10 protein-coding genes and 1 tRNA gene are annotated in these 12332 nt (G+C 60.8%); 1 reads left to right on the top strand and 10 read right to left on the bottom strand.

The genetic code is table 11. The features are described from left to right. Positions 1-33 precede the first annotated feature (33 nt). The 3 genes from ABIT12_RS07820 to ABIT12_RS07810 form a co-directional block, all read right to left on the bottom strand. Positions 34-1317, bottom strand: a complete 1284-nt coding sequence (locus tag ABIT12_RS07820; RefSeq protein WP_348045373.1) for an ABC transporter substrate-binding protein — start codon at positions 1315-1317, stop codon at positions 34-36. 99 nt (positions 1318-1416) lie between these two features. Then, on the bottom strand, positions 1417-2457 hold the full coding sequence (locus tag ABIT12_RS07815; RefSeq protein WP_348045371.1) for a LacI family DNA-binding transcriptional regulator: 1041 nt from the start codon (positions 2455-2457) through the stop codon (positions 1417-1419). A 160-nt stretch (positions 2458-2617) separates the two neighbouring features. After that, entirely contained in the window at positions 2618-4117 is a 1500-nt protein-coding gene (locus ABIT12_RS07810) for a diguanylate cyclase domain-containing protein (RefSeq protein ID WP_348045369.1), read from the bottom strand. A 219-nt stretch (positions 4118-4336) separates the two neighbouring features. On the opposite strand from ABIT12_RS07810, the gene ABIT12_RS07805 reads away from it, so the two are divergent. Then, entirely contained in the window at positions 4337-5479 is a 1143-nt protein-coding gene (locus ABIT12_RS07805; protein ID WP_348045377.1) for a mandelate racemase/muconate lactonizing enzyme family protein, read from the top strand. 205 nt (positions 5480-5684) lie between these two features. Here the strand turns inward: ABIT12_RS07805 and ABIT12_RS07800 are convergent, their stop codons facing one another. The 7 genes from ABIT12_RS07800 to ABIT12_RS07770 all read right to left on the bottom strand — a co-directional run. Continuing rightward, positions 5685-7520: an MFS transporter gene (locus tag ABIT12_RS07800; protein ID WP_348045367.1), complete on the bottom strand. Its 1836-nt coding sequence runs from the start codon at positions 7518-7520 to the stop codon at positions 5685-5687. A 283-nt stretch (positions 7521-7803) separates the two neighbouring features. After that, the gene (locus ABIT12_RS07795) at positions 7804-8319 is read right to left on the bottom strand and encodes a chemotaxis protein CheW (RefSeq protein WP_348045365.1); all 516 of its coding nucleotides are present in this window, start codon (positions 8317-8319) and stop codon (positions 7804-7806) included. Further along, positions 8319-10136 carry a methyl-accepting chemotaxis protein gene (locus ABIT12_RS07790; RefSeq protein WP_348045363.1) on the bottom strand — a complete coding sequence of 606 codons (1818 nt, stop codon included), beginning with the start codon at positions 10134-10136 and terminating at the stop codon, positions 8319-8321. The genes ABIT12_RS07795 and ABIT12_RS07790 overlap by 1 nt, the downstream gene beginning before the upstream one ends. Positions 10137-10328: 192 nt before the next feature. Further along, positions 10329-10404 (bottom strand) — tRNA-Phe (locus ABIT12_RS07785). A 194-nt stretch (positions 10405-10598) separates the two neighbouring features. Next, complete coding sequence (gene yacG, locus ABIT12_RS07780; RefSeq protein WP_348045375.1) at positions 10599-10796, bottom strand: DNA gyrase inhibitor YacG; 198 nt, start codon at positions 10794-10796, stop codon at positions 10599-10601. Positions 10797-10808: 12 nt separating this feature from the next. Beyond that, positions 10809-11441 (bottom strand): Maf-like protein, encoded by a 633-nt coding sequence (locus tag ABIT12_RS07775; RefSeq protein WP_348045361.1) that lies wholly within the window; start codon positions 11439-11441, stop codon positions 10809-10811. Between the two features lie 52 nt (positions 11442-11493). Then, a partial coding sequence (locus ABIT12_RS07770) for a UPF0262 family protein (RefSeq protein WP_348045359.1) occupies positions 11494-12332 on the bottom strand: 839 nt, incomplete at its 5' end.

Raw genomic sequence — 12332 nt, 5'->3', positions numbered from 1 at the left:
CGCGGGGCAGAAGTCCCGCGCTTCCGAAGACCGTTACTGCATCTGTGTGGTGGCCTGTTCGGCGATCGCCTTGATGGCATCGTCAACGCTGCCGCCCTTGGCGATTGCCGGAAGCTGGGCAACCACGGCCGAGTCAACTTCGGCAGTGAAGGTGCCGTAGCTCACGCTCGGAATCTTGGCCTGCCACTCGGAGAAGTTCTGCCATACAGCCTGGCCACCGAAGAAATCGTCAGAGCTTTTGTAGGCGTCGCCAGCGCTTGCAGCCAGCCAGGTGCTGAACGCGCCCTGACCAACCAGGATCTTCTGGTAGAAGTCCTTATCGCCGCCCCAAGTGGTCTTGAGGAAGTCGACTGCGGCATCCTTGCTCGGACCCGACGAGAGAACATACCAGCTCGAGCCACCTTCGTTGGAATAGTGGGTCGCGCCTTCAACGCCAGCCAGCTTCGGAATAGGAGCAACGCCCCACTTGCCGGCCTGATCGGGCTTGGACTTGACGGTTGCAGTCATCCAGACGCCGTCGATGGTGCCAACGGTATCACCAGAGGTGAACGCGCCAGTGAAATCGGTCCAGCCAGAAACTGGCTTGACGATGTCGGCGGCCCAAAGCTTGGCATAGGTTTCGAGGGCGGCCTTGAGCGGGGCATTGCCTTCGACGTTGAGCGAGCCGTCAGCGTTGAAATACCAGGCGCCGGCCGACTGCATCATGACGCGGATGAGACCGCTGCCGTTCAGGTCGAGACCGAACAGATTGTGGCCGGTCTTGGCCTTGATGGCCTTGCCGATTTCGATCAGCTTGTCCCAATCGATGTCCTGCAGATCTTCGGCCTTGTAGCCGGCGTCAGCCAGATAGTCGGAACGATAGAACAGGCCGGTCACACCGGAGTCGAAGGGCAGCGAGTAGGACTTGCCATCCAGGGTCGCAGCGGCAACCTTGTACTGCGCGAAGGCTGACATATCGATGCCGCTATCGCTCAGTGGGACGAAAGCGCCGGGGAAGGACTGCAGATATTTCTGGGCAACGTCGTCCTGGATCAGCACGATATCAGGCAGGCCTTCGGTATTGCCGGCAAGCAGCTGAGTCTGGAGCTTGGCGCGGATGTCGTCCTGGCTCATCGAGTCGTCGATGGTGACGGTGACGTCGGCGTGATCCTTGGAATAGCGGGCCGCAGCTTCGCGCATCGCAGCGCCATTGAAGTTGGTATCCCATGCCCAGACCTTGACGTCGGTTGCCATGGCTGCGGTGACGGCGAGCAGGCTGATGCCGGCAACGGCGGCGACGCCGATTGCGCGACGCCAGGTGGTGGCGAAGTGATTCATTGATAGTCCTCCCAAGTGGGGATCGTTCCTCCACGATCCCTCTGCCCTCATTGTTAGCGGACAGTTTTGCGGAGTGCAATATTTCAGTAAATATTTATCTCAGGCTTTTTGAGCGGCCTGTGGACGACGCGTGCTGCTGCGCCATTTGATCTCGGTGGCCAGGGTAATGCGCTTGGCCAGCTCCCGGCCGGCGATGCGCTCGACCAGCAAATCCACTGCGGCCTCGCCGATTTCTTCGGATGGCAGGCGGGTGGTGGACAGCGGTGGGTTGAGAAACTGCGCCACGGAAATGTCGTTGAAGCTGGCGATTGCCACGTCTTCGGGGATGCGCAGGCCCAGTTCCGCCATGGCCCGATAGGCACCAACCGCCATGTTGTCGTTGCAGGTAATGAAGGCTTCCGGCGGGTTGGACTGGGACATCAGTGTCTTGGCCAGGCGATGGCCAGCCTGCTCCATCTTGCGATCGCCATTGTCGTCACTGACCTGCCCGGTAATGCAGAGATGTGGATCGAACTGGCTGTGCTGGTTCATCCACTCGATATAGGACCGGCAGCGCTTTTCGCCGTAGGTGCTTCCTTCAATCCAGCCGATGAAGCCGATGCGGCGATAGCCGATCTCGGTCAAGGCACCCAGCAATTTGCGCATGGCCAGCGGCAGGTCGCTTTCCACCGAGTCGAATTCGTCGTCGGGCGGGATGTAGTCGGCAAATACCAGATGCTTGGAATGTCGCTTGAGCCAGCCATACTCAGCAGCGGAATGGCTGCCGATGGCGATAACACCGGAGGCACTTTGCAGCAGCGACGCTTCGGGCATGCTATCGGTATGATAGACTTTGACCGCTTCCATCTGCAGCGCGTGACAACGGCTCTCGATACCGAGCCGCAGGCCGACATAATAGGGGTCGACCAGTTCCTGATGCGGCCGCAGGAAGTGGACCAGCGCGATCTTGTTTGCGACCGCGGACTGCTGGGCGGCCCGGGCACGATTGCGCGGTGTAGCGTAGTTCATCGCCTCCGCAGTCTCGATGATCGCCTGGCGTTTCTGCTCGGTCACAGAGAGCGTCGCATCAAAATTCAGAACGCGCGAAACCGTGGCGCTGGACACGCCCACAGCCTTCGCGATTTCCTTGATGGTGACCATTACGCTCCACATCCGCGATCCGGCGGCTCAGCCGGATTGCGCGTATAAATTGAAAAACGCAAGTCAGTACGCCACTGAATTGGCAAAAACGCCCGCCAGCGGCAATAAATATTTATGAAAATGCCATCAGCAAAGCGGTTGCAGCCAATGCAAAGGCGACTCAGGCTGCTGCATTATCGGTTCGGCGCGGGGCAAATGCTTCGCGGACCTGCTGTTCGAGATCGGCGTTGGTATCGCCCTGGGGTTGGGCCGGATGGATGCAGAATCGGTTCCGCCCGCCTTCCTTGGCGCGGTAGAGCGCATCATCGGCACGGGCCGCCATTTCGGCTTCGGTCTGGGCCAGATCGGGCGCGGTGACGATGCCAATGCTGACGCCGATCTGCACGCTGCGACCAAGCAGGTAGAACGGGGCCTGTACCGCATCGATCACGCGCTGCGACAGAGCGGTGGCTTCCGCATGGGCGGTAATTCCGGTCTGGATGATGGCAAATTCATCACCACCGAGCCGGACCAGCGTATCGCTGGGGCGCAACAGGCTGGTGATGCGACCGGCGACCTGGCGGAGGAGTTCGTCGCCCGCCTCGTGACCGAGGGAATCGTTGACCTGCTTGAAGCGGTCCAGATCCAGCGCCAGCAAAGCGAGGCGCGGTTCGCCGCGCGACATGGTGGCGACGGCCTGATGCAAGCGGTCGCGGAACAGCGCGCGATTGCCCAGCCCGGTCAGCGGATCGTGCAAGGCGCGATGCTGGGCTTCGGCACGTTCGGACTGTAACTGGGTGGACGCGCGCTGCAGATTGCGCAGCAGCAGTGCGATGATACCGCCAGCGACGGCGGCGGCCAGCAACAGCGCCGGCAGCGTATCCTGCAGGATACGGGCGCCCGGACGATTGGGCTGCCACTTGAACCACGCCACGATATCGCCGTCGGCATTGCGGATGGGATAGGCGGCCTCATTGGCACCAAGTTCGGGCGTGGTGGCGAAATGGGCGTTGCCGAACAGGTATTGGTCGGTGAGTTCGGCGGCCAGCGCATCGTCGAGCAGCATGGCTGAAATATAGATCGGCTCGCGGCCGGGCGCCACCTGCTCGTCGCCGCTGTCAGACAGCATCGGCATGACGCTGAGCATGGCCGGACGACCTTCGATGAGGGCGAAATCAACCACGGATGGCGGAGTATTGCTGACCCCGCTGTTATAGGCGGCAATGGCGGCGGTGCCATCCAGATTGCGCAGCTTGTCGATCATCGGTTGAATCGTGGATCGTACCGTTTCGAAGGCCTTGCCGGCGACCTGGCCGCCATCGCGCATGGCATAGACCGGGTGCAGGTCAGCATCGAGGATGTAATTGCGGTTGTGGCCGTAGCCCTCGAAAATATCGCCACCCATATTGGTGTCGAGCCATTCGATATCCCGGTTTTCCACCGCGTCGAGGGCCTCGTCCCAGACGGCGAAATCGCCCTGCACGCGGGGCATATTGGCGAGCTGATCGGTCATGGCCTTGGCGACCAGCGCGGTTTCACGCGCCAGCGCATGTTCATCGGTGCGGCTGGTCGACCAGATGACGAACCCGGCAACCGTGCCGACCGTGATGACGATGGCGAACAGCACCGGCAACATGACCTTGTGCGAAAACCGCCAACCCGATGTGTGCGTAACAGCCATTTCTATGCCCCCGCCTAGAGCCCTTACCTTGCGCGGGCGGCGTTAGCGGAGCGTGAATTGGCCACAGATGTTTGGGGCGGCGGTTAACGCGGGCTTAGCAACCGGCAGCTGGATTGCCCGGAGCGGTTTGGCATCGACGGTTTCGGAACGGTCCACTACAAGAACTGTGCGGCGGGAATTCGTGCCGGTTCTGAGGGGGACCAATTGAAAATCACAGCGGTGAAGACGGCGGCGACGAGCGGCCATTGCATGCATTTGTGGGTCCGGATCGAGACCGACGCGGGGATTACCGGCCTGGGCGAATGCGTCCATGGCGGGCATCAGGCGATCGCCATCATCCAGCATGAGTTGGCGCACAAGCTGATCGGGCGCGACCCATTCGCCATCGACGCCATCTTCGAGGACCTGCGCCGTAGCCTCGTGTTCGAGGGTGGCTTTGCCGGCGCCCTGATCACGGCGCTGACCGGCATCGAGATTGCGCTGTGGGACCTGAAGGGCAAGGCGCTGAAGGTGCCGATCTATGAACTGCTCGGCGGCAAGTTCCGTGATGATATCCGGGTCTATTGCGACTGCGAGGTCTCGCCCGGAATGAACATGGGCGAAGTCCAGGCCGTCGTCGACGAGGTGCTGGAGGCCGGGTTCACCGCGCTCAAGGTCGATCTCGATATCCGCGCCTATGGTCATACCGGCAGCGAGACGGGCTGGTACGAGAAGGACAAGTTCAACATGACTCCCAACCGCTGGGAGCATGACCGCATGGTGGAACTGGCGGGAATGGTGGTCAAGGCCGCCGGCCCTTCGGTGGATGTGGCCACCGATCTACACACCAGGCTCGACAAGCATAGCGCCATCCGCCTGGCCCGCGACCTCGAACCGCTCAAGCTGATGTGGCTTGAAGAGCCGGTGCCGCCCGAAAATATCGACGTCATGGCGGAGATTACCCGCAGCACCTCGACCCCGATCTGCGCGGGCGAGAATCTTTATCTGCGCCACGGGTTCCGCAAGCTGCTCGAGCAGCAGGCGGTTGATATCATCATGCCCGACATTCCCAAATGCGGCGGGCTCAGCGAGTGCCGCAAGATCGCCGAGATGGCGGACCTGTATTCGATCCCGTTTGCGCCGCACAATGTGTCCTCGCCGATCGGCACCATGGCATCGGCGCAGGTCTGCGCGACCGTGCCGAACTTCCTGATCCTGGAATTTCACTGGTTCAACCGCGACTACTGGTCAACGATCACCGATGGCGGCGAAATCATCAAGAATGGCAAGATCGCCATGAGCGACAGGCCGGGGATCGGGCTTGAGCTCAACGAAGAGGTGGCCAAGGCCCACCAATATCCGGGAACGACCTGGTTCGCGTGATCCGGCGAGCGTCACAGGCCGCCCAGAACCATCCCCCGAGAGGCGCTGGCAGCGCTTTGCGCAAGGCGTCGCACCTCGAAAGCAACCACCGCAAAGCGCGGGCGTCGTTAGCGGAGAGTGAATTGGCGTGCGCTGTCTGGAGCGGCGGTTAACGAGGGCTTTGCGTTCTGTTGGGGAAGCGCCGTGGCGCTCCCCCGGGATTGGATCAAAGGTCGGCGTCGATATCCTTGCCTTTGGTGTCACGCAGGAAAATCCCGCCGATCACCACGCTCATCAGTGCCACCACGATGGGGAACCAGAGCCCGAAGTAGATATTGCCCGCCGCCGCCACCATGGCCGTTGCCACCAGCGGCAGCAGCCCACCGAACCAGCCATTGCCGATGTGATAGGGCAGCGACATGGAGGTGTAGCGAATGCGGGTGGGGAACAGCTCGACCAGATAGGCGGCGATCGGGCCATAGACCATGGTCACGAAGATCACCATGATCCAGAGGATTGCAATGGCCGCTACATAGTTGATCTTCGACGTGTCGGCGGTTTTCTGGGTGTATTCGGTCACATTGGCCACCGTGGCCCCTGCGGCTATCGGCTCGATCTGGGTCACCGTCGCCAGTTTCTTGGCGGCCGGGTCGGCAGCAAGGCGGGCCTTGTTGAGGGCGGCCGTCACCGCTGCCGGCTTGACGTCGGCAGCGGTGATCGCCGCAACATCTTCAGGCGTCAGCGGAATGCTCGACTGGGTTGCCTTGAGGTTGGGATAGCCTGAATCCAGCAAGGCCTTGCTCCAACTGGCGGCCGTAAAACCAGTGGTGGTGGTGCCATTGATGGTCAGCGTTGCTGGCGATCCCGCAGGCAGGCTGTCGGAGATGAAGCTCAGCCCGGCCTTGGTCAGCAGGTCCTTGCCGCGATCGCAATCGCCAAACACCGTGCCCGGGAAGACGAAGACGTTGAAGTGGCAATTGGCCGGGTCGGCGGCGACGTGCAGTTCGGCCTTTTGCTGATAGGCGTAAAGACCTGGATTGACAGCCTGGGCCAACAGCCCAAACAGCGTGAAGTAACTCAGCGCTGCAATCAGGCACCCGGCCAGGATGATGTACAGCCGGCCAATGCGGTCCGAGAGCGAACCGAAAATGACGAAAAACGGCGTGCCCAGCAGCAGCGCGCCGCCGATCAGCAGGTAGGTGGTGATGTAGTCTACCTGCTGGGTGATGTTGAGGAAGAACAGCGCATAAAACTGGCCGGTGTACCAGACCACGCCCTGCCCTGCCGTGGCGCCCAGCAACGCCAGCAGCACCAGCTTGTTGTTGGGATATTTCAGGAAGCTGTCACGCAGTGGCGAGGTGGAGCCTTTGCCTTCGGCTTTCATCTTGGCGAAAATCGGCGATTCTTGGAGCTTGAGCCGCACCCAGATCGAATAGATCAGCAGCAGCGCCGAGACCAGGAACGGCAGGCGCCACCCCCAATCGGCAAACACCGCGGTGGGCATGGCCAGGCGGCTGACGCCGATCACCAGCAGCGACAGGAAAAAGCCAAGCGTTGCGGTGGTCTGTATCCAGCTGGTGGCATAACCCCGACGGCCGGGGCGGGCGTGTTCGGCCACATAGGTTGCCGCCCCGCCATATTCGCCGCCGAGCGCCAGACCCTGCAACAGGCGCAGGATCAGCAGCAGCACGGGCGCTGCGAAGCCGATGGTGGAATAGGTTGGCAGCAGGCCGACACCGAACGTGGCCAGACCCATGACCAGCACGGTGACGAGGAAGGTATACTTGCGACCGACCAGATCGCCGATGCGACCGAAAAACAGCGCGCCGAACGGACGCACGAGAAAGCCTGCGGCATACGTAGCAAATGCCGACAGCAACGCCGCCGTCTCATTGCCCGGCGGAAAGAACAGCGCCGCAAAAAACGGCGCCAGCGTTGCGTAGAGATAAAAATCGTACCACTCAAAAATGGTGCCGGTCGACGATGCAATAATGACGAAGCGTTCGTCCTTAGTCAGCCCGCCACCCTTTGGTGACTTGGCTGCCATATCGGCATTTGCCATGAGTTCCCCCCGGAAACTTCTGTTATGGAGCGCACCTTGTTGGCGGCTCATGGCGACAATTGCGGCAAATCGAAGACAAATACAGCAGTGAGGCTGACGTTGTATGAAATCAATCCGCGACGATCGCGCTGGGATTGCGGACGCGGTTAGGTCTCCTTCTCCACCAGCACGTCATCGATAATCTTGTTCTGAACATTTTCGTCATAGATCATCTCGATAAGATCGAATTGAAAACTCCAGTCTTTTGAAATTAACTTGTTGACCAAGCGGTATTGTTGGCGCCTCAGAAAAAGCCTTGCCCATCACCTGCTTCGCTCGGGAACAGCTCCCCTAGATCGAGAATGGCGATTAGCCGGTCATCGCTCTTGACCAGACCCGACACGGTTCCTCCAGACCGGTTGGAGCCGTTGTTCGGTACCGGCCGCAAATCGTCACCGTGGGCAAAGATGATGTCGGAAACGGCATCAACCAACAGCCCAACATCCTGGTTCTTGAGCGAGACAACGAGCACAACTCGGCCGCTCTCGGAGCTACCAAAGCCGCCACCGCCGCCGATCATCGCATTAAGATCGAAAACCTGAACAATACTCCCTCGAATATCGAGGACGCCTTTGGCGCCGTGAGGTTGATTGGGAAGTTCAGTGATTGGCGACCAACTGCGAATCTCCCGGACTTTCATAATGTCGATGCCGAAGGCTCTGTCGCCACATGTGAACGTGACAAACTGGTTGGTTACGTTCACCCCGACTATTGCCGGCGTGGTGTCCATGTACGCGTCATGGAGCGCGGCGCCGGCCATCAGAACTCACTCCAATCGGTCTTGATGGCGGCATTGCCGTTGCTGAGATAGCTCCGGGCCGCTGACTTGACCTTGGCCTGCTGCGCCTTGACCCCGTTCGGATTGGCGGTCGGCTGGCGCGCGGGCTCGCTGCGGGTCTGGGGCCTCGCCCCACCCTCAATGACAAACACTTCAACGATCCGGTCGAGTTCGTTGGCCTGGCTCTCGGTTTGCTCAATTGCCGCGTTGGTTTCCTCCACCAGCGCCGCATTATGCTGGGTCATTTCGTCCATCTGGCGGATGGCGACAGACACCTCGGAAATCGCATTTGACTGCTCGCGTGTAGCCTCCGCGATGCTGTCCGTCAGCGATGCACTTTCGCGAATGCCCGCCAACATGGCCTCAAGTTTGTTGGTCGCATCGGCCACCAGCCGGCTCCCGCTGGTCACCTCAGTGGCCGATTGCTCGATCAGCACTTTCACCTCAGACGAGGCGCTGGCTGCAGACTGCGCCAGGCGCCGCACTTCGACGGCTACCACGGCAAACCCCTTGCCGGCATCACCGGCCCGAGCCGCTTCCACCGAAGCGTTGAGCGCAAGCAGGTTTGTCTGGAAGGCAATGTCGTCGATCATGCCGATAATATTGGAGATCTTACTCGACGAGCTCGAAATGCGCTCCATCGCATCGTTGGATTTCTTCATCACCTCGCCGGTCTCTTCGGCAGTCTGGGAGACCTGACGGGCCTTGGAATTGGCCTGCTCGGCACGCTTGGCATTGTCAGTGACTGTTGAAGCCAGTTGCTCCATCGCAGCCGATGTTTCCTCAATCGCCGCAGCCTGCTTGGTGGTGCGCTCGGCAAGATCGTTGGCGCCCGACAAAATCTCGCCGGTTGCGGTCTTAAGGGTGCCAGAAGTATCCCGCAATCGCCCGACAATGTGCGAAAACTTCGCGATAGTTTCGTTGAACGCTGTGCGGACCTCTTCAAGCTCTCCCACAAATTTGGTGTCGATCGTTGAGGTCAGATCACCAACTGCCAGCTTCGCCAGCCCCATGCCGAGCATGTTCACGGCCGCCTTGCGGCCAGTGATGTCGGTGGCGTATTTGACGACCTTGAATGGCTTGCCGTTCAGGTCGAAAATCGGATTGTACGACGCCTGAATCCAGACTTCCTTGCCGCCTTTGCCAATGCGAAGATACTCTCCAGCTTGGTACTCACCGCGCCCAAGGCGCTCCCAGAAATCGCGATACTCGCTCCCGGCAGCATAGGCCGTCTCCACGAACATGCGGTGGTGCCGACCTTTAATTTCATCAAGGCTGTAACCGAGCGCCTGGCAGAAATTTGCGTTAGCGGCCAGGACCTCTCCGGCCATGTTGAACTCAATGACCGCCTGAGACTTCGAAATGGCGGCAAGTTGACCTTGCGCCTCAGCCGCAGCGAGCTTCTGCCCGGTAATGTCCGAAGCGACTTTCACGACCTTGGATGGGTTGCCCTTGGCGTCAATGACAGGATTGTAAGAGGCCTGAATCCAGACTTCCTTGCCACCTTTGCCAATGCGCCTGTATTCACCAGCGTCGAACTCGCCATGGCGCAGTCGCTCCCAAAAAGCTCGGTATTCAGCGCTGGTCGCGTAGGCTGCGTCGACGAACATCCGATGGTGCTGCCCGACCACGTCGGCAAGTTCGTACCCCAGTGCCGCAAGGAAATTGGGATTTGCCGTCAAGACAATCCCATCAAGGCCAAACTCGATGATCGCCTGCGATCTTGAGATCGCTTCCAGCATGGCATGATCAGTTTGGCTGGCGGCGGCCTTTGCGCCGCCGAAGAAGTTGAGGGCCATTTTGGCGTACCCGTCCACTGGTGTTGGTATGGTTAACGAAGAATATCTTCCTTTCGAGAATTTATCGTTAACGCGGAAGGCTCGTGGGGGCGCGGCTTCGAACCCATGTTCGCCCATGGGGAAGCCGGCCGCTCCAAACCCCTGCAAAACAGAGGTTTTTGCGTCTTTATGTTCATCTGTGAAAAGGTGGAATGGTGCCCGGGACCGGAATCGAACCAGTGACACGCGGATTTTCAATCCGCTGCTCTACCAACTGAGCTACCCGGGCAGAGGGCGGGAAGGACCGACCCTGCGAAACGCTTGGGCCTTATAGGAGATCGGTTTTATCGGCGCAAGCGCGAAAGCGGCTTGTGGAAAAGGACTTAAGCGGGAGGCATCGGACGACGGGCATCGGGACCCCGGGGAGCCCTCATAAGTCACGATGGGCTCTCTCCTCAGCCCGAGTCGGCAACGCAGAACTCGTCAGATGTTATCGTCTTCCGGATCATGCGACGGCACGCCCGACGGGTCGTCGTCAGTATCGCCCCTGCCGACGTCGCCGGGGATAACGTAGGAGCCGGTCAGCCAGCGGTTGAGATCGATATCGGCGCAGCGGGCCGAGCAAAAGGGGCGGAATTTATCGATCGCCGGTTTGCCGCAGATCGGACAGGGCTTGGCCATGGTGCTGGTCACCTACACACCCGAGGACTGGTTGAGCCAGTTGAAATGGACCGGATAGCCTTCGCCGGCGAGCAGCGAGGCGGTTTCGTGCAAGGGTAGCCCCACGACTGCGGAATAGGAGCCGGAGAGCTTGACCACGAAGGCCCCGGCAATGCCCTGGATGGCGTAGCCGCCGGCCTTGTCGCGCCATTCGGCTGACGCGAGATAGGCCTCCATCTCCTTGGTCGAGAGGCGCTTGAAGCGAATGCGGGTTTCGACCAGGCGCTGGCGCTTGGATCCCGAGGGGGTGAGCAACGTCATGGCGGTATAGACGCGGTGGGCGCGGCCCGACAGCAGCCGGAGGCAGAACGACGCCTCTTCCATGGTTTCGGCCTTGGGCAGGATGCGGCGGCCGACAGCAACCACGGTATCGGCGGCCAGCACGAGGGCATTGGCGCCATAGCCGGCGGAGCGGGCCTTGTGCTGGGCGGTCAGCGCCTTGAGATCGGCGAGGCGCTGCGCCAGCTTGCGCGGCAGCTCGGCCTTTTCGGGCGTCTCATCGACATGGGCCGGCACCAAGTGCTCGGGCTCGATACCGATCTGGTTGAGCAGAGCCAGGCGCCGCGGCGAGGCGGAGGCCAGAATAAGATCGGGGCGGCTGGCCATCAGGAATGCTCTATCTGCAGCGGACGATAACAAGACCCTTGGCTAGACCAATTCATGGAGTTTGTGAACCTCCCGCGACCAGCGGGGTGAGGCGCTCGCGCACGCGCTGGCGCAGATTGTCGCGCAGGTCGCGATAGGCCGACAGCACCACACCGCGCGAGCCCTCGACCAGCGAGGGATCGGGCACCGGCCAATGCTCGATAGCGCCCGTTTCAAGTCCCTTGCGGGCAACGGCGCCGGGGGCGTCCTCGGAGAGGGTAATGACCAGGTCGAAATGGGAGGCGACCAGCTCGTCCATGGTGTGGGGGGTGTGGACGGACATGTCCACGCCGGTCTCCTCCATCACCTCGTGCACGAACTTGTCGGCCTTGCCGCCATTGACGCCGACCGAGCGGGCAATGATGCGGCCGGGAAACAGCTGACGGGCAAGCGCCGCGGCGATGGGCGAGCGCACCGAATTCATCGAGCAGACGAACAGCACGGTGGGGAGCTGGCTTTTGCTCTCGTCGATGCGGCTGGCATAGGGCTGCACGGCGCAGATCAGGGTGAACAGGCGCCTTGCGGTATTGAGATCGATCTCAAGCTTGTTGACCAGGCGCGTGCGCAACAGTTCGGCGGCGTCGTTGTGCAGGCCCCGCCGGGCCATGTCGACGGTTTCGATCTGATAGGGCTGTGCCGAGCGGATCGCCTCGTAATAGCTGTCGCGGATGCGGAAATAGTCGCGGATCAGGCGGCGGAACGGGGTCAGCGACAGATAGTGCGCGGCAATGGGCTGGAAGGTATCGGGATTGCGCACATCGAGCACGATGTAATTGCCGACGATGGACACGTGGAGCGCAAACGGGCCGGTGGCGGCGACGCGGGCGGGGCGGAAATGATTGTCCTCGAGCA

Source organism: Devosia sp. (assembly GCF_039927955.1).
In the GTDB taxonomy this organism is placed as follows: Bacteria; Pseudomonadota; Alphaproteobacteria; order Rhizobiales; family Devosiaceae; genus Devosia.
Note: the sequence above shows the minus strand (reverse complement) of the source record. Positions and strands in the feature narration are given on the sequence as shown.